Below are 26880 nucleotides of genomic sequence, written 5' to 3' on the forward strand. Positions count from 1 at the left end.
CTGGCCCTCTCCCACAGGGAGAGGGAATAAACGTTTATTCTGGCCATAACCACGCCGCGCCGCGCACGCCGCTGGAGTCCCCGTGCAGCGCTTTGCGGATCGGGGTTTCGCATTCACCGCCGAAGACCCACTGTTTCACCAGGTTCGGCACCGTGGTGTACAGCCGATCGACGTTGCTCATGCCGCCACCCAGCACTATCACGTCAGGATCGAGAATATTCACCACGTGAGCCAGCGATTTCGCCAGCCGCATTTCGTAGCGGCTAAGCGCCAGTTCGGCGACAGGATCCTGTTCTTCGACCAGACGCATGATTTCGTTGCCCTTGAGCGGCTGGCCGCTCAGACGGCGGTAGTCGGTCGCAAACCCGGTGCCGGAGATAAACGTCTCGATACAGCCCTGTTTTCCGCAGTAGCACGGGACTTCAGCGCGGTATTTAAGCTCGTCTTCATCCATCCACGGCAGCGGGTTGTGTCCCCACTCGCCCGCCGTGCCGTTGCCGCCGATATGGGCGCGCCCCCCGAATGCCACCCCCGCGCCGCAGCCGGTGCCGATAATAACGGCAAACACGGTCTGGGCACCCGCTGCCGCGCCGTCGATGGCCTCAGAGACCGCCAGGCAGTTGGCGTCGTTGGCCAGACGCACGTCCCGGTTCAGACGCGCGCTTAAATCTTTATCAAACGGCTGGCCGTTGAGCCAGGTGGAGTTAGCATTTTTAACCACGCCGGTATACGGCGAGATCGACCCCGGGATCCCCATCCCGACGCTGCCGGTTTGCCCAGTCGCCTGCTCTGCCATCTCAACCAGCCTGGCAATCGTCTCGATAGTCTGGTGATAATCATCGCGCGGCGTCGGCAGACGATGGCGGAACAGCTGTTCCCCCTGCTCGCTCAGTGCGATAACTTCTGTTTTGGTGCCGCCCAAATCGATCCCAATACGCACAAGACTCTCCTCATTATTTTGATTATCAACAGAGTAGAAGCACGCTTCCCGATTAGCAATGCAAGCGATGCGACAATTCGTTATCATGCCCGCTGATTTAACGACAAGGCCGTGGAAATTATCATGCTGTGGTTCAAAAATTTGATGGTTTACCGTCTCAGCCGCGACGTTTCGCTGCGTGCAGAAGAGATGGAAAAACAGTTAGCCGCTTATACCTTTTCCCCTTGCGGTAGCCAGGATATGGCGAAAACCGGTTGGGTTCCGCCAATGGGTTCACAAAGCGATGCACTGACCCACGCCAGCAGCACGGGTCAAATCATCGTCTGCGCCCGTAAAGAAGAGAAAATCCTGCCGACGCCGGTGGTTAAGCAGGCGCTCGAAGCGAAAATTTTCAAGCTGGAAGCCGAACAGGGCCGCAAGCTGAAAAAGACCGAAAAAGATTCGCTGAAAGACGAAGTGCTGCACTCCCTGCTGCCGCGCGCCTTCAGCCGCTTTAGCCAGACCATGATGTGGATCGACACCGTCAACGGGCTGATCATGGTGGACTGCGCCAGCGCCAAGAAAGCAGAAGATACGCTGGCCCTGCTGCGCAAAAGCATCGGCTCGTTACCGGTCGTGCCGCTGGCGCTGGAAACGCCAATTGAGTTAACGCTGACCGAGTGGGTACGCAGCGGTGCTGCGGCACAGGGTTTCCAGATCCTTGATGAAGCCGAGCTGAAAGCCCTGCTGGAAGACGGTGGCGTGATCCGCGCGAAGAAGCAGGATCTGGTGAGCGACGAGATCGCCGTACACATCGAGGCGGGTAAAGTGGTCACCAAACTGGCGCTCGACTGGCAGCAGCGTATTCAGTTCGTGATGTGCGACGACGGCTCGGTGAAGCGTCTGAAGTTCTGCGATGAGCTGCGCGATCAGAACGAAGATATCGACAGGGAAGATTACGCCCAGCGTTTTGACGCGGACTTCATCCTGATGACCGGCGAGCTGGCCGCGTTGATTCAGAATCTGGTGGAAGGTCTCGGCGGCGAAGCGCAGAGATAACGGGCAAAACGTAGGCCGGGTAAGCGTTAGCGCCACCCGGCTAATTTTTTATTTCAGGTAGCGGCACAGATAAGAGGTAGGCTCAGCCACCTGCAAATGAAATTCGCTGTGGCCAGGGACGTTGAAAACTTGTCCGGCAGCGTAAACTTTCCATTCCGTTTCACCCGGCAGCAGGACGTTCAGCGCGCCGCTGACCACCGTCATTTCTTCCGCTTCCGCGGTGCCAAAGGTGTATTCCCCTTCCGCCATTACGCCGACACTGGCGCGGCCAGTGCTGCTGCTGGTAAAACCAATGGATTTCACTTTACCGGAAAAGTATTCGTTACTCTGAAGCATGAACTGGCCCTTATATTTTTAGATAAAAATTCACTATAGGGGCCATGCTCATCACCTGTCACGCAAAATCATTACATGAGGAGTTCCGAGGCCAGGCGAGCCATCAGAACGTTGGATAACAGCACCGGCACATCCAGCGCTTTTTGCAGCAAATCACGATGATGCTGGTGGAACCCCAGGCAGTCCAGGATCAAGACATCTGCCCCTCTCTCCAGCAGTTCCTTCCCGGCAGCAATGAGTTTAGCGTCACTGTCCCAGAACGGATTTGCCAGCGCATACAAGGGCACTTTTTCCAGCACGTGCCATTTTGCCTCCTGGTTATCCATGAGCTCCTCAATGGGAACAATCACCCCCACCTGATGACCATCAACGATAGAGGCCACCAGCGGTGGAATGATCCGCATCGGCTCCAGCAAAATCGCATTACGCGCCGTGAGACCTTTAATGGGGGCAGTACTCATCAGCAAAATAACGTCATAACCTTGATTATCGAGAACTTCTATCACGCCCTGCAGCGAGCGCTCGATTTTCTGGCGTGAAACGTGCGCCAGTTTACCGTCACTTAATAACGTCGCCAGGGGATCCTCCCCCGCCTCGACAGCGTAGTCTTCCATGACCTCTTCCCGACTCATCTTCCCCAGCAGGCTGAGATGCGTTATCTGTTGTTCAGATACGTGCTCGGTTAAGAGCGGTAACACTTCGCTTACAGGGACCACACCAATGGTGAGGATCGCCAACGTTGCCTTCATTTTTATCGCCTTCCATTACTCCAACATCGTGTACACAGGTACAGGCTCACTACGCTGCACAGTTCATTTTTTCAACAAAACAGCACCAAGCGTAGCAGGTGATCCCGACATCGAAATGTAAAGATCGCCTGCCAATACCGGAGTTACTTGTAATAACTAAATATTAACTCCTGCTTAACTTTCCCGATGAGTAAAAAGTGTGATTCAGGCACGATCCTGGAGCGTTTAGGAAAACATTCAGGTTATGTCGGGATCTTCATAGCGCCGTTTCGCATCCAGCGCTTCCTGCTCAGTCTCGTGTTCACTGATCAGCGAGTCCGGTTTTGGGTGATCCGCACGCAGTTGATACCAGGTCACGGTATGACCCGTATGGCCTTTTTCAACGGTAACAATGCGCGCTTCACGCGGATAGGGAGGTCTGGTTGGCATAGCTCATCCTTTTTTTATGTCTGAGCTATAAGTATAGACGCCGCTTAGCTGGCACACGCCAAACGCAGGGCGGTAATAATCTGAATCACAACGTCTTCGGGAGTGGCTGACGCATCCACCACGTGGTGAGCCGCTTCGCGGTATAACGCATCGCGTTCGGCCAGCACTTCACTCACCTCTTCGTTGAGTGGCCTGGAGGTCAGCGCAGGGCGTTGCCCCTCTTCCGGAAAAGCTTCCAGACGCCCTACCAGAGCCGACACCGGCGCGCTGAGATAAATCACGATCCCCTTTTCGCGCATAAAGTGACGATTACACTCCGCCAGAACAATGCCACCCCCGGTGGCGATCACGGCAGACGGGGAAGTGACCGCTTTTAGTGCGGCGGTTTCGCGTGCGCGAAAGCTTTCCCATCCCTCTTGCTCAACGATCTCAGCGATGGTTTTTCCGGCCTCGGTTTGCAGCCAGTGGTCGGTATCAACAAACTGGCGATGACACACGCGTGCCAGCTCCAGGCCAACGGTGGTTTTCCCACAGCCGCGGGGGCCAACTAAAAAGATGGGTTGGGTCATGCCAGGTGTTCCCCTTGATGCCGAATGGCTGAAGAGTGTAAAGAAATAATTGCAGAAGATGTTTCGATTACTTTACTGCAAAGCGGTACGGGATGACAACCCTGTGGAGGCCACACTGTACCACAAATTGACAATAATTATCATTACGCTGTGCGGCGCTTCACTTCCAGCAGCCATTTATCCAGTTCGGCAGCGAACTGCTGGCGATCGCGCTGGGACAAGCTGTCCGGTCCACCGGTCTGCACGCCGCTGGCCCGCATCGTATCCATAAAATCGCGCATGGTGAGCTTTTCCCGAATGGTCGAAGGCGAGTAACGCTCCCCGCGCGGATTGAGCGCCGCCGCCCCTTTCTCGAGCACTTCAGCGGCCAGCGGAATATCCGCCGTGATCACCAGATCCTCCGCACTGCACAGGCGAACAATTTCGTTATCCGCCACGTCGAACCCGGCCGGCACGCGCAAAGAGCGGATGAACCGCGAAGGCGGCACGCGAATGTTCTGGTTTGCCACCAGCGTCAGCGGCATCTGAACGCGCTCGGCGGCGCGAAATAAAATCTCTTTAATCACATTCGGACACGCGTCCGCATCAACCCAAATCGCCATATTGTCTCCCCATAATGACTCTGTCGACTATTGTCGCCTGCATTTCGTTGTTAAGCTATCAATCAGAGAAAACAACGCATAATGACGGAGAATCGTGATGGACAAGAAAATCGGGTTTATCGGCTGCGGTAACATGGGCAAAGCCATCCTGGGCGGTCTGATCGCCAGCGGGCAGGTGCTGCCGGGTCAGATTTGGGTCTATACCCCGTCACCGGACAAGGTCGCCGCATTGCGCGATCAGTACGGGATCAACGCTGCCGAAAGCGCGCAGGAAGTGGCCCAGGTCGCCGATATCGTCTTTGGCGCCGTCAAGCCGAACATCATGATCAAAGTGCTGAGCGATATCACCTCCAGCCTGAACAAAGAGACGCTGGTCGTGTCGATTGCCGCGGGCGTCACGCTCGATCAATTGGCGCGCGCGCTGGGTCACGATCGTAAAATCATCCGCGCGATGCCCAACACCCCTTCGCTGGTCAACGCCGGCATGACCTCCGTCACGCCTAACGCGCTGGTAACCACAGAAGAAGTGGCCGATGTGCTGAATATTTTCCGCTGCTTCGGTGAAGCTGAAGTGATTGCCGAATCGATGATCCATCCGGTGGTCGGCGTGAGTGGCTCAGCCCCTGCCTATGTTTTCATGTTTTTAGAAGCGATGGCCGACGCCGCCGTGCTTGGCGGAATGCCGCGCGCGCAGGCGTATAAGTTCGCCGCGCAGGCCGTCATGGGCTCCGCCAAAATGGTGCTGGAAACCGGCAAACACCCGGGTGAACTGAAAGATATGGTCTGCTCCCCGGGCGGTACCACCATCGAAGCGGTGCGGGTGCTGGAAGAGCGCGGGTTCCGCTCGGCGGTCATTGAAGCGATGGCAAAATGCATGGAAAAATCAGAGAAGCTGAGTAAATCTTGATACTCTCCATCGGGCGTCAGGCCGCCACTTCGGTGCGGCCGCGCCCGGCATTTTTCGCCCTGTACAGCGCCACGTCAGCCGCCTTCAGCCATTCCCGATAATGTCCAAACTGCGGTCCCCAGGGGGCAACGCCTACGCTGATGCGCAGCGCTTCTTTTGGCGCGCACGGTAACGTCAGGTTTTCCAGCCGCTCATGCAACCGCGACATCACGGCGATGGCGCTTTCCGCTGCTGTCTGGGACATGATCACCGCAAACTCATCCCCACCAAACCGGCCGATAGCATCGCCTGACCGTACTGACCGCTGGAGCTGGCGCGTAATAGCAATGATCGCCTCGTCGCCCACGTCGTGCCCCCAGGTGTCGTTGATGTTTTTAAAGTGGTCGATATCAATCAGCAGTATCGTGGCGGTGCTGTGGTCGCGCCGACAATGCTCAAATTCATTTCGCAACAGCATTTCCCAGTGTCGGCGGTTAAAGACCCCGGTCATGCCGTCGCGGGTGCTCATCATTTCCAGCCGCAGCTTGTGCTCCGCAAGCCTGACGGCAGTGCGGTGGCTGAGCCAGGCAAACAGCATAGGATAAAATACGAGAACAGGCAGCGTTAAGCCCCACTCCAAGGGGTCGGGGTTGAAGACGGCCACCTTCCCGACGAGTGGCAGGGTCACCAGCGCGGAGAGCAGGGTCAACAGGATCCCCGGAATAAACAGACGACAGCCCCCGGAGCCCATCATATTCATCCCCACCATCATCACCAGCGCTGCCGTGGGTAACGCATTCATCCCCATCACGCCGATCCAGAGCCCGGCAATAATGGCATCTATTTTAAGATTGAAAGTTTCCTGCTGATGAGGTGACGTGGCCCGGCAGGATAGCTGCCAGGCGAAATGGGGCCAGACGAACGCCCAGCCCACCAGTAAAAGCCACCAGCCTCCGGGTAAAAAATGGGTGACCAGCATTCCCGCAACCGGGAAAAACATCGCCGCCAGCCCCACGGCGCGCGCCAGCCTAACTCGCCGGGCAAACTGAATGCCGGCGCGGTGAGGGTCATCCTGAGAAAGGGTTAAATTCCACTCTTCCCGAATGCGCTTTTTGTTGTAATACGTTTCATCATTCATCATTTTTGGGAATATTCTGAAACATTTTCCCAAATTATAGAGAGGGGGTCTGCGGGGAAAGTATGAAATTTCGGGTGAGCCGCCGGAGCCGCTCACCCGTTAGAACTACACTTTTTTCTTCAGGCAGGCACTCATGAACTTGCTGCGGTCGTCCCCTTTCAGGGACTGTTCGGTTGCCTTCGCATTACACTCGCGCATTTTTTGCTGCTGCGGGGTCAGGCTTTTTTCAGCTGGCTTCGCAGCGCCGTTTTTGAGGCAGTCGCTCATGTAGGTCTTGCGAGCATCGCCCTTCAGACTCTGAGACGTCGCCTGTTGATTACAGGTGGTCATACGCTGCTGCTGCGGCGTTAACGTTTTCTCTTCCGCGTTCGCCGAGGCGACCAGGAACAGGCCGGAGAGCAGAGTAACCAGTAATGTTGTTTTCATTGCACCATCCTTTTGTGAACATTCCCTGTAAGTCTGGTTCTTGACAGGAAAAAAACCAGCCGACAGATGTGATTTCCGCCGGGATTTTATCATTTCAGACCCAGCGCCGCCTTCATGGTGTAGAACAGATCCGTTTGATCGGTCAGGCCTACCACGTTGGCCGCATGCGGACCGTAGGCGGCAATGCGCAGCTGGGTGCCCGTGTGCTCCATGGACTCTTCTTCAGAGTTGCCGTAGCTCATCACCATGACGGAGCCATCTTTGGTGTTCAGCGCCTGCGTCAGGCCAGGGGCTTTGGTATCTGGCGGAATGATCTGGCTGGCGTGCGCGTGGTCCGCGGTGACGATCACCAGGGTGTTACCGTCTTTTTTCGCGAACGCGAGCGCCTTCTGCACCGCTTCGTCCAGATCGACGGTTTCACCAATCTGACCGCACGGATTCGCAGCATGATCCTGTTTATCAATCGACGCGCCCTCAACCTGCAGGAAGAACCCTTTTTCGCTCTTGCTCAAAAGAGAGATCGCTTTATCGGTCATCGCCGCCAGCGTCGGTATGCTGTCCGTACGTTTCGGGTTCGGCGTACAGGTCACCGCAGGCTTATCAATATTACCGTGATACGAGGCTTTTGGTCCTTCCCAGCGCACGGGCATGTTGCCGTCAGAGAACAGCCCCAACAGCGGTTTGTCCTGGCTCGCCTCGCTTATCGCCGCCAGAGCATTTGCATCACTCACCAGCTGATAGCCGCGAGCCTGCGCCTGCTCGCGCAGCGTTTTGCCCTGCCACTCGCCCGCCGTCGCGGTTTCCGCGAAGGTTTTCGCGCCGCCGCCCAGGGTCACGTCAGGACGCGCGTTCAGCAGCTGTTCCGTAATCGAGCCTTTGCCGCCTTTTTCCAGCGCATTCGTTGGGCATTTTTCGCTGGTCACTGACGGGCCGTAGCATTTACGCGATGTAACGTGCGCCACCAGCGCCGCGGGCGTTGCATCCTGGAGTTCAGCAGTGGAGACGTTGCCGGTCGCCAGGCCCGCCGCTTTTGCTATCTCCAGAAGGGTTTGATGATCTTTTTCGTGAATATCCACGCCCAGCGCACCATTATAGGTTTTCACGCCGGTGGACCACGCCGTGGCAGAGGCCGCGGAGTCCGTTACGTAATCCGGTTTACCGGTTTTTTTATCCAGCGCGTAATGGGTATATTGTCCGGTCAGCGGTAAGGCATCGATACCTTTAAAAAAGCCGCCCGCTCCCTCGGCATAATTTCGCGCCGCCGTGATTTCGGAATCGCCCATTCCATCGCCAATCAGCAGAATAATATTTTTCGCCGGCTTATCATTCAGCGAAGCGCGAATAGCGGCAGTTTGATCTTCTGATAAACGGCGCGCGCCGCCAGGCTGGGTGATATCCCCTTTTGCCGCACGATTATCCAGCACGCTGGTTTGCGTCGTATCAGCATAAATGGCAGGGGTAATTAACAGGGGAAGTAATGCAATGAAAAGTGCGCTCTGTTTCAATTTATTTTCTCCATGTACAAATACATAAAAATAAAAACAGAGCGACTATAGGCATCCTGCATGACAATTCTATGACACGTCGTTACGTCCTGTGACGGTTTAGCTGCGCGGATGCCTTAACAGCTTCTTTACGTACTGGTGGAGCATCTCGGCATCCTCAACCGGAACCTGCGATTCAGGCCTGACGCTGTCCAGCGCACCTTCCACGCTCTCTATCAACGCCTGTTGATCGGTTTTTGCCATTTGTCGCAGCAGCGCGGTGACGACAATTTCAAGCGCTTCGACCTGAGCCACCAGCTCTTTTGACTCTTCTTCCTTTTGTGCCAGCTTAACCAGCAATTCAGCAATGAGGTTTTTCATCGTGCCAGTTCCTTTTTCAGTTTTGTCTGACGTTATCACTCTGAATCCATATTGCAAAGAGAAGAAATTAATTATGGTATGCAAAAGTGACACAGGAACAGAAATAAAGAGGTAGCGCCGTGATCGAAACGTTTTTCTATAAAAAGACGCCGCATTTTGTTATATAAAAATGCGGCGACCATAAGAATATATAATACATCTGCGAAAGTGTTATCTCGCCGATTTGGCCTCCGCCATTTGTCTGCGGCGTCGCAGCGCAATAGCCAGCTGGATAATATTGATTAAAACAACAATCGCTGTCGCCGCAAATACCCAGCGAAAACCGGCCATCGCGGAAACGGATGCGCCAATAAGCGGACCGGCAACATTCCCCAGATACATAAATGACTGGTTATATCCAAAAATACGCCCCGTCACCTGGTCGCTGGAATATTTAACCAGCAAGGTCTGCACCGCAGGCAACATGGCGCCATCAGCAAACCCGAGCAGAAATCGCAATACGCCAAGCTGAAGCGGAGAGGTGACAAACGACATCGCGAAGAAGAGTACCACCGCAAAGATCAGCGTCGCCATCAGGATGCGCGCCGTGCCGATCCTGTCACCCAGCTTGCCCAGACGCGGCGCGGAAATCAGGGCGGATACGCCCGGCACGGCGGCAATCATGCCGCTCAGAAAAGCGATATTGGTGCTATCCGGCTCCATCGACTTGATAAACAGCGCCAGAATCGGACCGACCGAACCGTTACAGAGCTGGATCACCATGGTGGTCACAAACAGGCTGATCATCAGTCCCGGATAGGGCAGCGAGGCGAAGACGGCCTTGCCGCTGAGGCGTTCAGATTTACTGATAACCGGACGGCCGCCCTCTTTAATAAGAAAGAGCGTCACCAGAAAACTGACCACCAGCAGAACCGCAGTGATGATAAATACCGCGCGCAGTCCGACGTGGTCCGCCAGAAAGCCCCCCAGCAGCGGACCGCCGATGACGCCGCTGATCTGTGCCGTGGAAAGCGTACTCAGCGCCCAGCCGCTACGCTCGCGCGGCACCTGAGAGGCGACCAGTGCCATGGCATTCGGAATGTACCCGGATGTCAGCCCCATCACCGCGCGCAGGAAAAACAGCTGCCAGACGTTAGTGGCGAAGGCCTGCAGCAGAATGGCAATCGCCATCCCGAGCGAGGCGCGCAGCAGCATCAGTTTTCGGCCTTTCCGATCCGCCAGGCTGCCCCACATCGGTGACACAATGGCGGAGACCAGAAACGTGACGCTGAACGTCAGACCGGACCACATGGAGAGCGCTTCATGCGAAGTCACCCCCAGCTGCGAGACGTACAGCGGCAGGAACGGCAGGATCTGGCTGATGGCCAACCCGGTGAAGAAGCAGCCGAACCAGACCGAGATGAGATTAACTTTCCAGGATTCCATAAAGAAATAGTCTTCATTTTTAGGCGAATTCGCCGTCAGATTAGCAAGTTACGCGTTTTGACGTCGCACCAGAGATGCGGCTTGACTGACTTTGGTGTTTTATCTTCCCAGTCATCATATTTGTGAAATAAGTCACAATTTATCCATTTTCTGGCGGAATATTATGCTTCACCGACAGAGTCCGAAACCGCGCATGCCCAGATGAAAATGGTTGGCATGCGCCGCGTTATACTCCGGCCCCAGGCCGTTTCCGTAGTAGCCGCAGCTCGCCGCCAGCATGGCCTTCAGCCATGGCTGCGTTGTTGCCGCCTTCCAGCCGTTCAGCACCGTGACGCGTTCACCGTTCGCCAGACGAAAAGCGGCAATATCCAGCGCCTCAGCCGTAGCATGTTCACTGCGTCGCGCGTCAGGGCGGTGGTAAATATTGCGGCAGGCAAAGCTGCCGAGATGATCGATACGCGCCAGGTCGCTGCCCGTATAGCGTTTTGTCAGCGGCCGGGCCTGCTGGCTGATAAAGAGGGCTGAGCTGAGCGCCAGCGGACAGCTGGCGAGAAAACTGCTGTTCAGGCCGACCGGACCGAAGTCACGCACGCGTACAACGTTATTAAGCGGACACGCGCCGCCACTGTCAGCCACCGGCTGGGTGCGGATGAGATCTCTTTGGTTAGCCTGCGAAAGCAGGCTCGCGCACGCCTCGGGGGTTAAGCGCCGAAGCTTATACTGGGTGATTCGACCCGGCGGGTCGTCAAGCGTCAGCGGCATGAAAGGGTTGTAGTAAGGCGGCAACCAGCGGTAACCCACCGTTGCGATGGCCAAAATGATAAATACGGTCAGCAGCGTTTTTCCTTTCACTCTCCCCCCTCAACATTCCCCAAAACATTATGGCAGAAGGCCGCGAAACCCGCCGGGCATCGTGGTATGTTATTGGCTTTTCGTCAGACTGGAAGAGAGTGAGATGGCTAAGCAGCGCGTAGGTATTGTCTTTGGGGGAAAATCAGCGGAGCACGAAGTGTCATTGCAATCGGCCAAAAATATCGTTGATGCGATCGATAAAAGCCGCTTCGACGTGGTGCTGCTGGGCATTGATAAACAGGGCCAGTGGCACGTTAACGATGCCAGCCAGTATCTGCTGAATGCTCACGATCCGGCACACATCGCCCTTAATCCTTCGGAAGTGAGCGTCGCCACCGTACCCGGCGTCGTGAAGGGGCAGCTTATCGACGCCGGCAATGCACAGGCTCTCGCCCAGATCGACGTTGTCTTCCCTATCGTTCACGGCACACTGGGGGAAGATGGTTCCCTGCAGGGAATGCTGCGCATGGCCAACCTGCCGTTCGTCGGCTCGGACGTCCTCGGCTCTGCCGCATGCATGGACAAAGACGTCACCAAACGCCTGCTGCGCGATGCCGGGCTGAACATTGCACCATTCGTGACCCTCACCCGCGCCAACCGCGACAAACACAGCTTCGCGCAAATTAGCGGAGAGCTGGGTCTGCCGCTGTTTGTGAAGCCTGCAAACCAGGGCTCCTCCGTGGGCGTCAGCAAAGTGACCAGCGAAGCTGAGTTCACGCAGGCCGTCCGCCTGGCGTTTGAGTTCGACCATAAAGTGGTGGTTGAACAGGGTATTAAAGGCCGTGAAATTGAGTGCGCCGTGCTGGGCAACGATTTTCCACAGGCGAGCACCTGCGGAGAGGTGGTCTTAAACAGCGACTTCTACTCGTACGACACCAAATACATTGATGACAAAGGTGCGCAGGTTGTCGTGCCTGCGGATATCGATCCGGCGGTTAACGATAAGATCCGGGCGATCGCCATACATGCTTATCAGACGCTCGGCTGCTGCGGCATGGCGCGCGTGGATGTGTTCCTGACGGCGGAAAACGAGGTGGTGATCAATGAAATCAACACGCTGCCGGGGTTCACTAACATCAGCATGTATCCGAAACTGTGGCAGGCAAGTGGCCTGAGCTACCCGGAATTGATCACCCGCCTGATCGAACTGGCGCTGGAGCGTCACGCCGCCGACAGCGCGCTTAAAAGTTCCGTAAACGGTTAATCGGCGCTCTTCGCCGACTCCGCCTCATCCGCTGTCGTCTCTTCAGGACGACGGCGGATAATCAACCCCGCCAGCCAGAAACTGATCACCCAGGTCACCAGCCCAACGGCATACGTTTGCCAGCCTTTTGCCTCAAACCCCAACAGGCCCACAACACCGTTAAGAATAAAGATCAGCCCGATAGCGAAGGCGTAGTAGTGCCAGTCTCGGCGTAGTTTGGACGTGAGCTTCATAACAACTCCGGCAGGAAAAAAAGACATCCTCTCACAGATTTACGGCCAGGTCTGTGGCAGATACGGAAATTCTGAAACGCGACGCAATTTCAGTTAAGTCATGAAATTGTGATGTGCTGCAGAAATCAACAATCCAGGAGGATTCCGGCGCGTAAATTACCACGATTCTGATATTGACAAATGCGATGACCTGTCAAACTCACCCTGTACGAAGCGTATTAACAGAGCGATTTATCCGGAGGTCATCATGGCTGACTTTACATTGTCGAAACCGATTTTTGGCGGAAAACCAAAAACCTCCACGGCGGGTAATATCGCGTATGCCCTGTTTGTCCTGTTCTGCTTCTGGGCTGGCTCACAGCTGCTCAATATGCTGGTCCATGCGCCAGGCGTTTATGAACACCTGATGCAGGTACAGGATAACGGACGCCCGCGAGTTGAGATTGGCTTTGGCGTCAGCACACTGTTCGGCCTGATTCCCTTCCTCGCGGGATGTATGATTCTGGGCGTGGTGGCATTAGCGCTGCGCTTTCGCCGTCGCCGTCGCCGTTAAAGCCCCATACAGCGAGCCCGGCGATCGTCCACGCGTTTTGCGAACCACGCGGTGGTCAGGTTACGCGTGATCTTCGGGCTTTCCAGCTGGATCCCCGGCAGGATAGCCCTCGGTAACGTTTTCCCGCTTTTCTGCTCTGCGAGCGCAAACACCTTCTTGTACAGATCCGTTTTCTCAAAGGCCAGGCTATCGCCTTTCTCTAGCTGGCGGCGAATGTCGCTGTTGCTCAAGCCAAGTGTTGTCGATAATTTCCGTACGGCAAGCTCAGTGCTTCCCGCCTCGCTGCTGCCGTAAGCGATGAGATCGCCGTCCAGCGCGAGCTTAACGCCGCTTGCGCGGCTGACCGCACTCTGGAATGCCGCATTACGGCTGGCATACCAGCCGGCGTTAAAGTCGGCAAAGCGGTACAGCGGCTCATCGTAGTTCGCCGGGTAGTTCAGCAGGTGATACGTGCCGAACCACAGCCCGCCGCGCAGGGAGAAGACCTCCTGACGCACCGTGCCGTCGATTTTCCACGGGTAGCCGTCGGTATGCTTCTCCGCGAACGCGATGCTTACCTGCATTGGGCCTCCGGTGTGGACCGGGTTCAGTGAGCCAAACAGCTTCTGCCCCATCGGGACCATACTGATGAAATCATCAAAGATGGCGCTAAGCTGTTTTTCGGTTTTCACCGTATCCAGCCGCTCGCTGTAACTTTTGCCGTTCGGTGAGGTGATTTTAAGCGCGGTATGCACGAGGAACACCGGGATGTGCAGGGACTCCGCGCGGCGGTCGATCTCTTTCCAGGCGATTTTATTCAGCCCCGGCACAGCCGGGTCTGACTGGTACATCGACTCCTGCTGCGCCACCGCCAGCACCGAACAAATGTTCTCCTCGGTCGGCGCGATCTTTTGGCTTTCAAAGGTTTTTGCCAGCGCGTCTGCCCACGCATTGCGATCCTTCACGCTGGCGGGCATTTTCTGCCGCACAACGCTTGCCACATCGACGGGCTTCTCCCCCTTTTTGAGCGGAGCGGCCCCTTTTTCGGCACAGCCTGCCAGCACAAGAGCGGCCAGCAAGGACAACGGTAACGCGCGCGGTACGGCAAAAGACATAGCAACGTCCTGTATTAGCTAAATGTGTTGGTGACTTCCTGCAGGTCACGATCGTCCAGCTCGCGTTCAAAGCTGCGCAGACGTTTGTAGATAGACATCAATTCTACCAGCGTGGTCCAGGAGCTGATCAGGTACTGGAATGAACTTCTGACCTGATCAAACACGTTGGTAATTTGGGTCATCAGTCCCAGGGTAATTGTCCCTGCAACTATTGACGGGAACAACAGGACTATTCCAAAAACAGTATCGGCCTGAAGATATAAAATACGAGCTATGTTGAAATACATGTAGTGGAAGTAGAGCTTAAAGTAGTTAAAACGGACGTTCTGAAATAACTCTTTTACCGTTGGTGGCGCCGCTCGTGATGGGTCATCCTCACCGTAAACAAGTTCTTTACGGTAAGCCGCTTCCACGCGCTGATTTTTAAATTGTAACCCCGGCAATTTGATCCCCACCACAGCAAGAAGCCCCGTTCCCATAAGAGACCAGACCAGTGCGGCAATAACCAAACCATAGGGTAAATGACCAACAACTGGAAGTTCAGGCACATGGGGTGAAAGTGCAATCAGAATCGGTAAAAAAGCGATAAGTTTCATCACAGCATTAAGCAAGCTGACCCCCATGTCCTCCAGCGTTGAGGCAAAACGCATGGTGTCTTCCTGCACACGCTGTGCAGCACCTTCGATGTGCCGCAGTCGTTGCCAATTTGCCATGTAATATTCGTTCATAGCAGTACGCCAACGGAAAACGTAATGGCTAACGAAGAAATTGTTCAGCACTGCCACTGTTACTGCAATCATGGCAATGCCGGTAAAACTAACGAGACTGGCATAGAGTTCACCAATCGGAACCTTATTCGGGGCGCTTAGTGCTTTTTGGATCAAATCGTAGAAGGGTGCATACCATGCATTAATTGCAACGCTCACTTCCACCATGAACCAGGTAACGAAAATGATCAGTGCAGATCCCAAAATCGACCAAAACTGCCAACGATGCGGAGAATACTTGAACCAGAAGAGTGCAAACAGCCCCACACATACCGTGTAGTAGGCATAAAATACGATAAAGCTCAGCGACCAGAAGCGCGCCGCGCTAATCGGCACCTCGCCTGTTGCCCCCGTGATGCGCGTCAGCCATGCGCCGCCGCCCGCCTGCCAGAAAATGACAGCGATCAGTGCCCAAATAAATGCCGACAGGAAAAAAGGCCCCGGCTTTGGGAAAAAAGACTTAAACATAATGCTTCCTTCTTGTTGTTATGGCTGTTGCTGTGTACAACACGTCACCACACGAAAACCTGCCCGAGCCAGCCTCCCGGCTCCGGCAAAAAGGTCAGACCCGAGCGTTAATTATTAGTTCGCTTTCCAGTTTTCAAGAATTGTTTCGGTGCGTTTCACCGCGAGAGGATTCGCCGGCGCAATGAAGTTACGCCAGACGTCGTTGTGATGGTTAATCAGGATCTGCGCATCTGCCGCCGGGCGATTGGCTGTAGTATGGGCATCTTCCGCCACGGTGATGTGATAACCCCGGCTGACGCCGTTCTTAACCGTCGCATCGACGCAGTAATCGGTGGCGCAGCCGCAGATGACAAACTCGCGAATACCCTGCTCACGCAGCAGCGCCTCAAGCGCGGTGTTGTAGAAGGCATCACAGGCGGTTTTGGTCACATAAAGCGCGTCAGCAGGCTGATGGAGTTCAGGCAGTAGTGCAAACCCCTCACTCCCCTCTTCCAGGCCACCAGCCTCAGTATGCTGAATAAAAATCACCGTGTCGGCTGCCTGCGTAAGCTGGTTGATCAGAGAGACACACTTTTCACGCTGATGACGAGGGGTTTCAAATACCCCGTTCTGCATATCGACAACCATAACCACACGCTTCTCAGACATACCGTTCTCCGTAAGATTGAGTGAAACTGGTGCCTATCATAAGCCCGATGTCACAAAATGGGAGATGGCTCGTAAGTAAATTGTTCATATTTACCCATGGTTACGTTTTTCTCGCTATCGTTATGCAATTCGGGGCATTGCGCGGTTCCGATTAGTAGTATAAATACCCATTACTTTCCTCATTCACTTCATGGATGCTTTTCGTTGAAACGTTGTCTGCTCTCTTTTGCCGCGCTGTGTGCGGTGAGCTTTTCTACCGCCCAGGCAGCCCAACCGCTGACGGCACCCGTTTTAGCTTCAGATATTGCCGATCGCTACGCGAACCTTATCTATTACGGCAGCGGCGCGACCGGGATGGCGATGGTCGTCATCGACGGCAACCAGCGTGTGTTCCGCAGCTTTGGCGAAACGCGTCCGGGAAATAACGTTCACCCGCAGCTGGATTCCGTTATCCGCATCGCGTCCTTAACCAAGCTGATGACCAGCGAAATGCTGGTGAAACTGCTCGACCAGGGCGTGGTGAAGCTTGACGATCCGCTCAGCAAATACGCGCCGCCAGGTGCCCGGGTCCCCACGTATCAGGGGACGCCGATCCGGCTTGTGAACCTTGCAACCCACACCAGCGCCCTGCCGCGTGAGCAGCCAGGCGGAGCGGCGCATCGTGACGTATTTGTCTGGCCAACGCGCGACCAGCGCTGGAGCTATCTGAGTACCGCCACGCTGAAAGCGGCACCGGGCTCGCAGGCCTCTTATTCAAACCTGGCGTTCGACCTGCTGGCGGATGCCCTCTCAACGGCGGCTGGCAAACCCTATACGCAGCTGTTTGAAGAGCAGATCACCCGTCCGCTCGGCATGAAAGACACCACGTTTACTCCGTCCCCGGATCAGTGCCGTCGCCTGATGGTGGCAGAGAAAGGCGCCAGCCCCTGTAATAACACGCTCGCGGCTGTGGGCAGCGGCGGGGTTTACTCCACGCCTGGCGACATGATGCGCTGGATGCAGCAGTTCCTTTCTTCAGATTTCTACGCTCGCACCAGCCAGGCCGATCGCATGCAGACTCTGATTTATCAGCGTACTCAGCTGCACCGCGTCATCGGGATGGACGTGCCGGGTAAAGCCGATGCGCTCGGCATGGGGTGGGTCTATATGGCGCCGAAAAATGGGCGTCCGGGTATTATTCAGAAAACCGGCGGCGGCGGTGGATTCATCACCTATATGGCCATGATCCCGCAGTCAAACGTGGGCGCGTTTGTGGTGGTCACCCGCTCCCCGCATACGCGTTTCGTCAATATGAGTGACGGGATTAATAACCTGGTGGCAGAACTGAGCGCCAATAAAGCCCAGGTGCTCACCGCGTCTAACTGATCTTAATATTCCGTGGGCAAGCGGTTGATGCTGACCAGCTTGCCCCGGCTCATATTGATGTAGTTACCTTGCCGCAGGGCAGCGAGAACCTCAGCAACCACTGAACGTGAAATACGCGTACTTTGTTGAATATGATTCATCACACCAATTTTTGAACGCAACGTTTCATCCCACTCCGCCATATTCAACAGCATGGCGCGGATCTGGTGATAGGAATTATTTCCCACCAGCTGCATATCGCGTTTCTCAAGAATGTAGTTTATCCAGGACAACCAACCGAAGGCCTCTTTCCATAGCGCGTTCTGTTGTATAAGTTGACGGGTGGTTTCAGTGGGCAAATAAAAACCCGTGCAGGATGTTTTGGCTATCACTCTATATTCCTGGCAGTGATTAATCATCACTGTGGACAAACCCATAATAAACGGCGCTGTCGCGATGCCCACAAGCAGTTCATCTGAATGTCGATAGATTTCGATAACACCGGTTTGGAATACGATGGTGCGGCACTCATTACATTCACCGGATATAATTAATTGTTTTGGAGCAGATTTAAAAGGGGTACTGGCTGATTTCAAACACTGTTCGAGCCGGCGTAATTCAGAAAGTGGTTTCGCATTAACCTTCATGCAGACCTCAAGGCATCCGTATTTGTCGGTTCAATATTATTTTTATTACTTCTGTAAAAAGCGGGGGGAGGTAACGCCTCCCCCCGCTTTTATTTATTACCAGGTATATTTCACACCCAGGTTTGCGCCCCAGTTCTGATCAACGTCGCCGCCGCCCAGATAAGTGGCATCAGTGTAAGCACTGAAGTTCTTCGTGAAGCTGAACTGGGTGCCCAGCCCTACGCGCACAGCGGAGCCTTTAACGCCGTTATCAATGCTGTCACCGTTAATGTCGGCATTGTTATCAGCATCGTCATAGACCCAGGCCAGTTTGAAGTAAGGCGTCAGAGCCTGATCGCCGCCGTAGTTGAAGGTGTAACCCGCATCAACACCGAGTTCATAACGCAGGCTATCGTAAGATTGCCCATCCATGCGCATGTCATTGCTGAGGCGATAATCATCGCCAGACTGGAACAGGCCAGACACGGCTGCGTATGGTGTGACGTAGCCGGACAGGTTTGGTTTCCAGTCATAGCCCAGTTTCAGCCCAAAACCAACCGCGTCATTGGTGGTGTTGCCGTCAACATACTGGCCGTTGCTCATGTTAGCAGAGAGATCGCTGTTGAAACGGGTATAACTCAGGGAGCTGTCGAGGAAAAGATCGTTCATGAACTTCGCAGACGCGTAGATCATCGCCGTCTGGCTGTCCTGATCGACCTGACCGGTACGATCGCTGATATCCCCCTTCGCGAAACCTGCCGCACCACCGACGATCCACTTCGCATTATTACCGTCAATCTGGGTATCCAGACCGACCATAATACCGCTCACGTCCTGATCGTAGCTAAGAACGCCATTGTCGCCGTCGAAGTTACCGCCGAAGTAACTCACCCACGCCCCGCCGTTATCCGCCAGGCCGTGACGGCTGTTGGTCAGACGCGTACCAACGGTATCCTGCTGCAGATTCCAGATGTTGGTGTTGGCAGATGGGATGCTCAGCGCCATATTGGCGTAGTCGGTCAGCGCTTTCTGCTGGAGGACAACGGCGTCACCCTGCTGCTGCGCCTGGTAGGTGTAGGCACCTAAATCGGCTTTGTTTGCGGCAGTAAAGCTGGCTGCAGTATCCGCGTTATTGTCATAGACGCGAATAATCTCTTTGTTTTTGTAATCGGCGACGGAACCGGCTCCGGTCGCGTTGTCGATACGGACCTTGTAGTTACCGGCGACGTCACCGTTCACTGACAGATGGCCATCAGAATTAATCGCCACAACGCCGTAGTCGTAATCGGCATTGTGCTTATCGTTGGTGATATAGCGTGCGTTGTTCAGATCGCTGTTCAGCACGTAATCACGGCTGGCAACGTTCAGCACACCACCATCGGTCAGTACCATATTGTGCGTATCAACCTGTCCCAACCCCAGCGCCAGCTCTGCACCGTTATCCACGGTGATGGTGTTGGCATACAGATCGGCCGTTTCTTCCGTCAGTGCCGCACGGCTATAGCTGTCCAGATACAGATGGTCGGTGGCCACGCCGCCGCTGTCGCCGATATTCAATGAGGAAGCATTGGTCAGGGTGATGGTATCCGCCAGCAGACCTGAGTTTTCAACATTGACCTGAGACTGGTTGTTGACCGCCAGCGTGTCGATGTTAGACACCTTGCGGGTATCCCACTCGGAGCCGTTATCCAGCGTGATGTTAAAGAGACCGCTCTGATACACCGCTTCGCCCGCAACATGTCCGTTGCTGTCATAGGTGGAGTCCGGCCAAATGCTGTTTGGAGACAGAGCGCTCCAGTCTACGTTGCTGTAGCCCAGGCCATACATCTGCGCCGTGCCGATAGCCTCGACGCTCGACTGCGCTGCACCAACCCATTTGCTACCATTGGTCAGAGTAACGTCAAGCTTATCGGTACCGTCCCAGCCGTTGGTGGTTGGGTTATAGACACCGTCTGCACTGGTATCCGTTGCCGAATCACCGTTCGGGTAGAAGTTGTTGTCGAAGGTACTGGAGAAAAGAATGTCGCCAGTCACGGTGGAGTGATCGAACGTGGCGCTGGTCTGCATCGCGTTATCAGACGCGCTGGCGGCCACAATCAGCGCCGCATCATCTGCCGCTGTCGCGTTGGTTTCACCATAGTCGCTCGGCTTCGCGGTTTGACCGTAGAATCCGCTGGTACCTAAATCGCTGTACGCACCAGAAGTCAGTACCGAATCTTTCACCAGTAGCGTGTCAGTAAAGACGTTGCTGCTGTTGGCTACGCCTTCAACACCGTCGTACGGGGTATTATCCAGCTCCTGATACCCCTGCGTCAGGGTAATACCCGCGACGTGAGAGTTATTCTGGATAACAATATCCGATTCAACATCCAGGGTAATTGCATTGCCCAACCCATAGGTATCAAGATAGTGGGTTTCGGTGTTATCGCCATTTACCACATTGTAAGCATAATGCTCATAGGTGTCGTTAATGGTGGAGTGATCAACGGTCAGGCTAAAACGATCGTACTGAGAATGGGTCGTGCCGTCGGTGTCTATACCATCAGCACACGAGGTGGTCATACACTCAGAGGTAATCATGCCATTAATGGTACTGTTGGAAATGCTTAATGCATTAGCCCGACCATTGATACCATCATCCAGATAGTATGTTGAAATAATACCATTCACGGTGGATTTATTAATCACCGGATAAATATCACCGTCGTGGGTAACGTCTGAGTAATCCCAGTCGGCATAGCCATAATACCAGGGTGTGGACGCTGTATTATCGTATCCGAAGGTATTATAAGTTGTACCGGAAATATCCTTCGCATTGGCCTGAGAAGCGATAGCCAGGGTGCAGGCTAATGCAAGTTGAGATACAACGAGTTTCTTTTTCCATGTTTGCATTGGGTCATCCCTCCTCAGGGACGTAAGCAAGTTTGTCCATCAATGAATTTGCAACATTTAATTGCGGAGGGAATTATGCAGTTTCATTTCGAAAAGGTTCAATGAATGTTTCCATTAAGTCCGTATCCAGACCAATAACACATCGAAAACAACAAACACAGGGGTCACTCAAGATAAACATTATAAAAACAAAACGTTAAAATACAGACGAGTGAAGGAGGATTATATAATAATAAATAATGGATTATTTTTAATGATGCATCCCACTTAATATAGAAACAACACGAATACCTCACCCCCTATCAGTAATATACTAACCTGTATTAGATATTGATGAAATGAAACCTGACCTGCCGCATTTCGCAAAAAGCAAAATGCCCACTTTAGTAAAACACCCGTCTTCACTTTGAGGTACACTAGCCTTCTTTGTTCCACAAACATCAGGCATACCATGACCGATTTAATTGCACGCCCACGCCGCCTGCGCAAGTCACCTGCACTGCGCGCTATGTTTGAAGAGACAACCCTGACCTTAAACGATCTGGTGTTGCCGATTTTTGTCGAAGAAGAGATCGATGACTACAAAGCCATCGAAGCCATGCCGGGCGTCATGCGCATTCCGGAGAAATATCTGGCGCGTGAGATTGAACGCATCGCCAACGCGGGGATCCGCTCGGTGATGACCTTCGGCATCTCACACCATACCGATGCCACCGGCAGCGACGCGTGGAAAGAAGATGGCCTCGTCGCTCGCATGTCCCGCATCTGCAAAGAGACCGTGCCGGAAATGATCGTCATGTCCGATACCTGTTTCTGCGAATACACCTCACACGGCCACTGCGGCGTGCTGTGCGATCACGGCGTGGATAACGATGCCACCCTGCTGAACCTTGGCAAGCAGGCTGTCGTCGCGGCCGCGGCAGGTGCGGACTTCATCGCCCCATCTGCGGCAATGGACGGACAGGTTCAGGCGATTCGTCAGGCGCTGGACGCGGCGGGCTTTACCGACACCGCCATCATGTCTTACTCCACCAAATTCGCCTCCTCCTTCTACGGCCCGTTCCGTGAAGCGGCGGGCACGGCGCTGAAAGGCGATCGTAAAACCTACCAGATGAACCCGCTGAACCGTCGGGAAGCGATTCGTGAATCCCTGCTCGATGAAGCCCAGGGCGCAGACTGCCTGATGGTGAAACCGGCTGGCGCGTATCTCGATATCCTGCGCGACATCCGCGAGCGCACCGAGCTGCCGCTGGGCGCTTATCAGGTGAGCGGCGAGTACGCGATGATCAAATTCGCCGCGCTGGCGGGTGCGATTGACGAAGAGAAAGTGGTCCTCGAAAGCCTCGGCGCCATCAAACGCGCAGGCGCGGACCTGATCTTCAGCTACTTCGCGCTGGATCTGGCCGAGAAAAAAATTCTGCGTTAATCCGCTTTAGCGCCGGGTGGCGGCTTCGCCTTACCCGGCCTACGCTCTGCTCAAATCTTCACCCAACTGCAATACAACCGACATCTGCTCCTTCTACTGTCTTCGCAAGACGGCAGGAGGAGTAATCATGTTTAGCCTCGATAGCGTTCTCGACGATCTTTGGCCTCAGGCGAGGCCTGCACCCTGGCAAAAAAGTCTGTTAAAAAGACTGTTTTACGAAGACGAATTTCAGCAATTTGCCGCAGCACACCGCCACCTGAAAGGCCTGGATATGGTGGAGCAAGTTCTGGAACACCTTGATATTCTCTGCACCGTTTCCGCCCGCGATCTTGAACAAATCCCCGAACATGGCCCGCTGGTCATTATTGCCAACCACCCGACGGGTACGCTGGACGGGCTGGCGCTGATGTACGCCGTCTCCCGCGTGCGACGCGATGTAAAAGTCGTGACCAACCGGATGCTGACCCACCTTGAGCCCCTCAGCTCGCTGTTTATTCCGGTGGACAATATGGGCGGCAGGACGGCGAAAACATCCCTGGTGCAGATGGAACAGCATCTGCAAAACGCAGGCGTGCTGATCTTCTTCCCGGCAGGCGAAGTGTCCCGCCCCACGCGCAAAGGCATTCGCGACAAAAAGTGGCACTCTGGCTTTATTAAACTCGCCGGCAAGCTGCGCGCCCCGCTGCTGCCGGTGCATATTCAGGCGCATAACAGCCTGCTCTTTTATGCCAGCACGCTGGTCTCCCCGACGCTGTCGATGCTGTTGCTCATGCAGCAGATGTTCCGCCGCCGCCACAGCCAGCTGCCGATCAAAATCGGCCAGCAGATTGCGTGGCATCACTGGCACAGCGCCACCCTTTCGTCGCGTGAGATGGCCGAGCAGTGCCGTCAGCACGTGATGCGTCTTGGCAAGGGAGTGCCCGGCGTCTTTAAAACCCAGTGCGCGATTGCCCGTCCGGAAAACCGGGCCACCCTGAAACGCGCGCTGGCGCAGGCCGAATGTCTGGGCAATACCAGCGACGGTAAAACCATCTATCTTTGGCAGCGCAACGGTCAGGAAGACGCCCCGCTGCTGCGCGAGCTGGGCCGCCTGCGCGAGATTGCCTTTCGCGCGGTGGAGGAAGGGAGCGGCAAGCGCCGGGACACCGACAGCTACGACGATGATTATCTGCACCTGATCCTGTGGGATGAGGACGATCTGGAGATCGTGGGGGCGTATCGCTTTATGCCGACGGCCATGCAGATCGAAAAGCGCGGCGTTGAGGGGTTGTACAGCTATAGCCTCTTCCACTACGACGACAAAATGCAGGACGTGCTGGAGCACGGTATTGAGCTAGGGCGCAGCTTTATTCAGCCGCGCTACTGGGGGCGCCGCGGCCTGGACTATTTATGGTCCGGCATTGGGGCCTATCTGGCGCGTTATCCGCACTACCGCTACCTGTTTGGCCCGGTCTCCATTTCCGGTGGCTTACCGCCTGCCGCGCGGGATCTGCTGGTCGCCTTTTACCGCCTGTGGTTCCCGGCGACGCATCCGCTTGCCGCCTCGCGCCAGCCGTATCCCGCCTCCCTGCCGGACGTGCTGGCGCAGTTTGGCGGCGTGGATTACGTGGACGATCTGACGAAACTGAAGTCCCTGCTCGGCAATCTTGGCTGCGGTATTCCGCCGCTCTACAAGCAATATTCCGAACTTTGCGAGCCCGGCGGCGTACAGTTTATTGATTTTGGCAGCGACCCGGCGTTCAACAACTGCGTTGACGGGCTGGTGCTGGTGGATTTGTGTTACCTGAAGGCGAACCGCTATCAGCGGTATATTGAGGCGCACCTTTAAATGTGCGGTATTTTGTAGGCCGGGTAAGGCGTAGCCGCCACCCGGCAATTGTGCACCGTTTTCGCCGGGTGGCGCTGCGCTTACCCGGCCTACGGGAGCGACGGGTTAAGGACGATAAAACGGCTTATCGCCCAAAATCGTCGCCCGCTGCATAATCCGGCGCTGCGGCAGATAGTCCGCATTGGCATAATGCTGCGTTACGCGGTTATCCCAGATCGCCAGATCGTTCTCCTGCCAGCGCCAGCGCACCTGAAACTCCGGCTTGGTGATATGCTCAAACAGGAAACCTAACAGCGCCTCACTCTCTTTTTCCGTCACGTCCACGATGCGCGTGGTGAACCCTTCGTTCACAAACAGCGCCTGCCTGCCCGTCACCGGATGGGTCCGCACCACCGGGTGCAGCAGCGGAGGATGTTTCGCCACAGCCTCCTGCCAGCGCTGATGTTCCTCTTCCGTTTTACGGTACTTGTACTCAGGGAACGATTTTTTGAAGTCGTGCTCCGCCCGCAGCCCGCTCAGTAGCGTCCGGAACGGCGCGGAGAGCGCCTCATACGCCGCAATCCCGCTGGTCCACAGCGTATCGCCGCCGGTTTCCGGCAGCAGCTTCGCCGCCAGAATGGCCCCGGCAGGCGGCGTCTCGATAAAGGTCACGTCGGTATGCCAGTTATCGTTATCCGGCGGGTTATCGTTGTGGGTGTCCAGGACAATAATCTCCTCCACCCCTTCCGCATGCGGATAGACCGGGTGGATATGCAGATCGCCAAAGCGCAGGGCCAGCGCGCGCTGCTGCTGCGGGGTGATCGCCTGCTCGCGCAGGAACACCACCTGATGGCGCAGCACCGCGTGGTACAGCTGCTCGAACTGGTTATCGCTCAGCGGACGGGTCACATCCAGGCCCGACACCTGTGCACCAATGTACGGCCCCAGCGGGGTGATGGTCAGACGTTCACTCATTGTATTTCTCCATGCCAGGGCGTCAGACGGCGCTGTAACGCGCGCAGCCCCAGTTCTAATCCGAAGGCGATCGCGGCGATCACCGCGATCCCTGCCAGCACCACGTCAGTCGCCAGGAACTCTCCCGCCGACTGCACCATAAACCCAAGTCCGCGCGTGGCCGCAATCAGCTCCGCCGCCACCAGCGTGGACCAGCCCACGCCAAGGCCGATGCGCAGCCCGGTTAAAATCTCCGGCAGCGCGCCCGGTAAAATCACGAACAGCAGCACCTGCGTACGGCTGGCTCCCAGCGACTGCGCCGCGCGGATCCGCACCTGCTGAGCGCTCTTCACGCCCGCCAGCGCCGACATGGCAACCGGGGCGAAAATCGCCAGATAGATCAGCAGTATTTTTGACGTTTCCCCGATGCCGAACCAGATCACCATCAGCGGCAGATAGGCCAGCGGCGGCACCGGGCGGTAAAGCTCAATCAGCGGGTCAAGGATGCCGCGCACCGTCGGGCTTAAGCCCATCGCGATCCCGACCGGTATCCCGATAATCACCGCCGCCAGCAGCGCCACCAGAATGCGCGCCAGGCTGGCACCTAAGTGCTGCCAGAGCGTGGCATCCATAAAGCCCTGCGGCCCGGCGATGGTAATGAGTTTGGCCAGCACCTGTCCCGGCGGCGGCAGAAACAGCGGGCTGACCCACTGCAGGGCAGCAACTGCCCCCCACACCGCCAGCAGCACCAGCAGCGTACCGACGCTCAACGTGATTTGACGTGAGAAAGGCCAGCGCAGCGCCAGACGCGTGCGGCGCGTTTTTTCACTGAAGACGATGCTCATGAGAAGGCCTCCCGCTGTTCAAACACGCGGCTTAAAACGTACTCACGCTGTTCGATAAACAGCGGATCGGATTTGATGCTGCGCACGGGTTCCCCCGCGACGTAGCGGCGGGCGAAATCCAGCGGCAAGCGCTCCAGCACGCGGCCCGGCCCCGGCGAGAGCAGCACCAGCTCGGTGGCCATAAACACCGCCTCTTCGATATCGTGGGTAATCAACAGCACCTGCTTGCCGGTCTCATGCCACAGGCGCAGGAGCAGGGTTTGCATCTGCTCGCGGGTGAAGGCATCGAGCGCCCCGAACGGCTCGTCCAGCAGCAACAGCTGCGGATTCGCTGCCAGCGCGCGGGCAATCCCGACACGCTGTCGCTGGCCGCCGGAAAGCTGCCAGATATAGCGTTTTTCCGCCCCTTCCAGCCCCACTTTTTTCAGCATCGCCCGCGCGGTTTCCAGCCGCTGTTCACGATTGACGCCCGCAAGCTGCAGCCCAAACGCCACGTTTTCCTGCACGTTGCGCCACGGGAGCAGGCCTTCATTCTGGAAGACCACGCCGCGCTCGGCGCCGGGGCCTTCCACCTTTTTGCCTTCCAGTTGAATGGTGCCATGCTGATAAGGGACAAACCCGGCGATCAGATTCAGCAGCGTGGTTTTTCCGCATCCGGACGGACCCAGCACCACCAGCAGTTCACCGCTGTCCAGCGTCAGGTTGATCTCCTCCAGCGCGGGTTTGCCACCGTAATCAGCAGACAGATTTGTAATATTCAGCAT

At 55.6% G+C, this 26880-nt stretch carries 28 protein-coding genes; 7 read left to right on the forward strand and 21 right to left on the reverse strand.

Annotated elements, in window-relative coordinates; translation table 11 throughout:
• Positions 1-34: 34 nt before the first annotated feature.
• Positions 35-940: a fructokinase gene (mak, locus tag P349_RS05165; protein WP_032646139.1), complete on the reverse strand. Its 906-nt coding sequence runs from the start codon at positions 938-940 to the stop codon at positions 35-37.
• A 123-nt stretch (positions 941-1063) separates the two neighbouring features.
• Here mak and rdgC point away from each other — a divergent pair, with 123 nt between their 5' ends.
• Positions 1064-1978, forward strand: a complete 915-nt coding sequence (gene rdgC, locus P349_RS05160; protein WP_023310540.1) for a recombination-associated protein RdgC — start codon at positions 1064-1066, stop codon at positions 1976-1978.
• Positions 1979-2026: 48 nt separating this feature from the next.
• Here rdgC and ppnP read toward each other — a convergent pair whose 3' ends face one another.
• The 5 genes from ppnP to P349_RS05135 form a co-directional block, all read right to left on the reverse strand.
• Positions 2027-2314, reverse strand: coding sequence for a pyrimidine/purine nucleoside phosphorylase (gene ppnP / locus P349_RS05155; RefSeq protein ID WP_008503270.1), 288 nt, complete (start codon positions 2312-2314; stop codon positions 2027-2029).
• Positions 2315-2385: 71 nt separating this feature from the next.
• Positions 2386-3063, reverse strand: coding sequence for an AroM family protein (locus P349_RS05150; protein WP_024906791.1), 678 nt, complete (start codon positions 3061-3063; stop codon positions 2386-2388).
• Positions 3064-3300: 237 nt separating this feature from the next.
• Positions 3301-3492 (reverse strand): protein YaiA, encoded by a 192-nt coding sequence (yaiA, locus tag P349_RS05145; RefSeq protein WP_023334675.1) that lies wholly within the window; start codon positions 3490-3492, stop codon positions 3301-3303.
• A gap of 44 nt (positions 3493-3536) precedes the next feature.
• Positions 3537-4061, reverse strand: coding sequence for a shikimate kinase AroL (gene aroL, locus P349_RS05140; RefSeq protein ID WP_032646138.1), 525 nt, complete (start codon positions 4059-4061; stop codon positions 3537-3539).
• 143 nt (positions 4062-4204) lie between these two features.
• Complete coding sequence (locus P349_RS05135) at positions 4205-4663, reverse strand: YaiI/YqxD family protein (protein ID WP_010428006.1); 459 nt, start codon at positions 4661-4663, stop codon at positions 4205-4207.
• A 97-nt stretch (positions 4664-4760) separates the two neighbouring features.
• On the opposite strand from P349_RS05135, the gene proC reads away from it, so the two are divergent.
• Positions 4761-5570, forward strand: a complete 810-nt coding sequence (gene proC / locus P349_RS05130) for a pyrroline-5-carboxylate reductase (RefSeq protein ID WP_032646136.1) — start codon at positions 4761-4763, stop codon at positions 5568-5570.
• Between the two features lie 16 nt (positions 5571-5586).
• Here the strand turns inward: proC and adrA are convergent, their stop codons facing one another.
• The 6 genes from adrA to P349_RS05100 all read right to left on the reverse strand — a co-directional run bounded on the left by adrA (position 5587) and on the right by P349_RS05100 (position 11255).
• A complete protein-coding gene (adrA, locus tag P349_RS05125) occupies positions 5587-6690 on the reverse strand; it encodes a diguanylate cyclase AdrA (RefSeq protein ID WP_032646135.1) in 1104 nt (367 codons plus the stop codon).
• A 102-nt stretch (positions 6691-6792) separates the two neighbouring features.
• A complete protein-coding gene (gene psiF, locus P349_RS05120; RefSeq protein WP_023334671.1) occupies positions 6793-7113 on the reverse strand; it encodes a phosphate starvation-inducible protein PsiF in 321 nt (106 codons plus the stop codon).
• 89 nt (positions 7114-7202) lie between these two features.
• Entirely contained in the window at positions 7203-8618 is a 1416-nt protein-coding gene (phoA, locus tag P349_RS05115) for an alkaline phosphatase (RefSeq protein ID WP_032646134.1), read from the reverse strand.
• 99 nt (positions 8619-8717) lie between these two features.
• Positions 8718-8978: an anti-adapter protein IraP gene (gene iraP / locus P349_RS05110; protein WP_024906786.1), complete on the reverse strand. Its 261-nt coding sequence runs from the start codon at positions 8976-8978 to the stop codon at positions 8718-8720.
• Positions 8979-9188: 210 nt separating this feature from the next.
• Entirely contained in the window at positions 9189-10403 is a 1215-nt protein-coding gene (locus tag P349_RS05105; protein ID WP_024906785.1) for a multidrug efflux MFS transporter, read from the reverse strand.
• A gap of 168 nt (positions 10404-10571) precedes the next feature.
• Positions 10572-11255 carry an extensin-like domain-containing protein gene (locus tag P349_RS05100; protein WP_032646133.1) on the reverse strand — a complete coding sequence of 228 codons (684 nt, stop codon included), beginning with the start codon at positions 11253-11255 and terminating at the stop codon, positions 10572-10574.
• Between the two features lie 103 nt (positions 11256-11358).
• On the opposite strand from P349_RS05100, the gene ddlA reads away from it, so the two are divergent.
• Positions 11359-12459, forward strand: coding sequence for a D-alanine--D-alanine ligase (gene ddlA / locus P349_RS05095; protein WP_032646132.1), 1101 nt, complete (start codon positions 11359-11361; stop codon positions 12457-12459).
• Here ddlA and P349_RS05090 read toward each other — a convergent pair.
• Positions 12456-12692, reverse strand: coding sequence for a DUF2754 domain-containing protein (locus P349_RS05090; RefSeq protein ID WP_032646131.1), 237 nt, complete (start codon positions 12690-12692; stop codon positions 12456-12458). The two genes, ddlA and P349_RS05090, sit on opposite strands and share 4 nt — an antisense overlap.
• A 247-nt stretch (positions 12693-12939) precedes the next feature.
• On the opposite strand from P349_RS05090, the gene P349_RS05085 reads away from it, so the two are divergent.
• Positions 12940-13245: a DUF2755 family protein gene (locus tag P349_RS05085; protein ID WP_032646130.1), complete on the forward strand. Its 306-nt coding sequence runs from the start codon at positions 12940-12942 to the stop codon at positions 13243-13245.
• On the opposite strand, the gene P349_RS05080 is transcribed toward P349_RS05085, so the two are convergent.
• The 3 genes from P349_RS05080 to P349_RS05070 all read right to left on the reverse strand — a co-directional run bounded on the left by P349_RS05080 (position 13242) and on the right by P349_RS05070 (position 16222).
• Positions 13242-14339, reverse strand: a complete 1098-nt coding sequence (locus tag P349_RS05080; protein WP_032646129.1) for a DUF1615 domain-containing protein — start codon at positions 14337-14339, stop codon at positions 13242-13244. The genes P349_RS05085 and P349_RS05080 overlap by 4 nt on opposite strands.
• Before the next feature lie 14 nt (positions 14340-14353).
• Positions 14354-15574, reverse strand: coding sequence for a peptide antibiotic transporter SbmA (gene sbmA / locus P349_RS05075; protein WP_032646127.1), 1221 nt, complete (start codon positions 15572-15574; stop codon positions 14354-14356).
• Between the two features lie 114 nt (positions 15575-15688).
• A complete protein-coding gene (locus tag P349_RS05070) occupies positions 15689-16222 on the reverse strand; it encodes an isochorismatase family protein (protein ID WP_032646126.1) in 534 nt (177 codons plus the stop codon).
• Positions 16223-16426: 204 nt separating this feature from the next.
• Between P349_RS05070 and ampH the strand changes: the two genes are divergently transcribed.
• On the forward strand, positions 16427-17587 hold the full coding sequence (ampH, locus tag P349_RS05065) for a D-alanyl-D-alanine-carboxypeptidase/endopeptidase AmpH (RefSeq protein WP_024906778.1): 1161 nt from the start codon (positions 16427-16429) through the stop codon (positions 17585-17587).
• A gap of 2 nt (positions 17588-17589) precedes the next feature.
• Here the strand turns inward: ampH and P349_RS05060 are convergent, their stop codons facing one another.
• Together P349_RS05060 and P349_RS05055 are read right to left on the reverse strand one after the other, a co-directional pair.
• The gene (locus tag P349_RS05060; RefSeq protein WP_032646125.1) at positions 17590-18213 is read right to left on the reverse strand and encodes a helix-turn-helix domain-containing protein; all 624 of its coding nucleotides are present in this window, start codon (positions 18211-18213) and stop codon (positions 17590-17592) included.
• Positions 18214-18309: 96 nt separating this feature from the next.
• The gene (locus P349_RS05055; RefSeq protein ID WP_032646123.1) at positions 18310-21084 is read right to left on the reverse strand and encodes an autotransporter outer membrane beta-barrel domain-containing protein; all 2775 of its coding nucleotides are present in this window, start codon (positions 21082-21084) and stop codon (positions 18310-18312) included.
• A gap of 451 nt (positions 21085-21535) precedes the next feature.
• On the opposite strand from P349_RS05055, the gene hemB reads away from it, so the two are divergent.
• The gene (gene hemB, locus P349_RS05050) at positions 21536-22510 is read left to right on the forward strand and encodes a porphobilinogen synthase (RefSeq protein ID WP_024906774.1); all 975 of its coding nucleotides are present in this window, start codon (positions 21536-21538) and stop codon (positions 22508-22510) included.
• 127 nt (positions 22511-22637) lie between these two features.
• Entirely contained in the window at positions 22638-24338 is a 1701-nt protein-coding gene (locus tag P349_RS05045; RefSeq protein ID WP_032646121.1) for a lysophospholipid acyltransferase family protein, read from the forward strand.
• A 105-nt stretch (positions 24339-24443) separates the two neighbouring features.
• Here P349_RS05045 and tauD read toward each other — a convergent pair whose 3' ends face one another.
• The 3 genes from tauD to tauB are packed head-to-tail and all read right to left on the reverse strand — an operon-like array spanning position 24444 to position 26880.
• Entirely contained in the window at positions 24444-25292 is an 849-nt protein-coding gene (gene tauD / locus P349_RS05040) for a taurine dioxygenase (RefSeq protein WP_032646120.1), read from the reverse strand.
• Entirely contained in the window at positions 25289-26116 is an 828-nt protein-coding gene (tauC, locus tag P349_RS05035; protein ID WP_032646119.1) for a taurine ABC transporter permease TauC, read from the reverse strand. The genes tauD and tauC overlap by 4 nt, the downstream gene beginning before the upstream one ends.
• Positions 26113-26880, reverse strand: a complete 768-nt coding sequence (gene tauB, locus P349_RS05030; protein WP_032646117.1) for a taurine ABC transporter ATP-binding subunit — start codon at positions 26878-26880, stop codon at positions 26113-26115. The genes tauC and tauB overlap by 4 nt, the downstream gene beginning before the upstream one ends.

Source organism: Enterobacter sp. DC4 (genome assembly GCF_000568095.1).
GTDB lineage: Bacteria > Pseudomonadota > Gammaproteobacteria > Enterobacterales > Enterobacteriaceae > Enterobacter > Enterobacter pseudoroggenkampii.

Bases quoted from the DNA above. Each gene is read 5' to 3' on its own strand.
- rdgC (WP_023310540.1), top strand. From the start codon at position 1,064: ATGCTGTGGTTCAAAAATTTGATGGTTTACCGTCTCAGCCGCGACGTT.
- ppnP (WP_008503270.1), bottom strand. From the start codon at position 2,314: ATGCTTCAGAGTAACGAATACTTTTCCGGTAAAGTGAAATCCATTGGT.
- P349_RS05150 (WP_024906791.1), bottom strand. From the start codon at position 3,063: ATGAAGGCAACGTTGGCGATCCTCACCATTGGTGTGGTCCCTGTAAGC.
- yaiA (WP_023334675.1), bottom strand. From the start codon at position 3,492: ATGCCAACCAGACCTCCCTATCCGCGTGAAGCGCGCATTGTTACCGTT.
- aroL (WP_032646138.1), bottom strand. From the start codon at position 4,061: ATGACCCAACCCATCTTTTTAGTTGGCCCCCGCGGCTGTGGGAAAACC.
- P349_RS05135 (WP_010428006.1), bottom strand. From the start codon at position 4,663: ATGGCGATTTGGGTTGATGCGGACGCGTGTCCGAATGTGATTAAAGAG.
- proC (WP_032646136.1), top strand. From the start codon at position 4,761: ATGGACAAGAAAATCGGGTTTATCGGCTGCGGTAACATGGGCAAAGCC.
- adrA (WP_032646135.1), bottom strand. From the start codon at position 6,690: ATGATGAATGATGAAACGTATTACAACAAAAAGCGCATTCGGGAAGAG.
- psiF (WP_023334671.1), bottom strand. From the start codon at position 7,113: ATGAAAACAACATTACTGGTTACTCTGCTCTCCGGCCTGTTCCTGGTC.
- iraP (WP_024906786.1), bottom strand. From the start codon at position 8,978: ATGAAAAACCTCATTGCTGAATTGCTGGTTAAGCTGGCACAAAAGGAA.
- P349_RS05105 (WP_024906785.1), bottom strand. From the start codon at position 10,403: ATGGAATCCTGGAAAGTTAATCTCATCTCGGTCTGGTTCGGCTGCTTC.
- ddlA (WP_032646132.1), top strand. From the start codon at position 11,359: ATGGCTAAGCAGCGCGTAGGTATTGTCTTTGGGGGAAAATCAGCGGAG.
- P349_RS05090 (WP_032646131.1), bottom strand. From the start codon at position 12,692: ATGAAGCTCACGTCCAAACTACGCCGAGACTGGCACTACTACGCCTTC.
- P349_RS05085 (WP_032646130.1), top strand. From the start codon at position 12,940: ATGGCTGACTTTACATTGTCGAAACCGATTTTTGGCGGAAAACCAAAA.
- P349_RS05080 (WP_032646129.1), bottom strand. From the start codon at position 14,339: ATGTCTTTTGCCGTACCGCGCGCGTTACCGTTGTCCTTGCTGGCCGCT.
- sbmA (WP_032646127.1), bottom strand. From the start codon at position 15,574: ATGTTTAAGTCTTTTTTCCCAAAGCCGGGGCCTTTTTTCCTGTCGGCA.
- P349_RS05070 (WP_032646126.1), bottom strand. From the start codon at position 16,222: ATGTCTGAGAAGCGTGTGGTTATGGTTGTCGATATGCAGAACGGGGTA.
- P349_RS05060 (WP_032646125.1), bottom strand. From the start codon at position 18,213: ATGAAGGTTAATGCGAAACCACTTTCTGAATTACGCCGGCTCGAACAG.
- P349_RS05055 (WP_032646123.1), bottom strand. From the start codon at position 21,084: ATGCAAACATGGAAAAAGAAACTCGTTGTATCTCAACTTGCATTAGCC.
- hemB (WP_024906774.1), top strand. From the start codon at position 21,536: ATGACCGATTTAATTGCACGCCCACGCCGCCTGCGCAAGTCACCTGCA.
- P349_RS05045 (WP_032646121.1), top strand. From the start codon at position 22,638: ATGTTTAGCCTCGATAGCGTTCTCGACGATCTTTGGCCTCAGGCGAGG.
- tauD (WP_032646120.1), bottom strand. From the start codon at position 25,292: ATGAGTGAACGTCTGACCATCACCCCGCTGGGGCCGTACATTGGTGCA.
- tauC (WP_032646119.1), bottom strand. From the start codon at position 26,116: ATGAGCATCGTCTTCAGTGAAAAAACGCGCCGCACGCGTCTGGCGCTG.
- tauB (WP_032646117.1), bottom strand. From the start codon at position 26,880: ATGCTGAATATTACAAATCTGTCTGCTGATTACGGTGGCAAACCCGCG.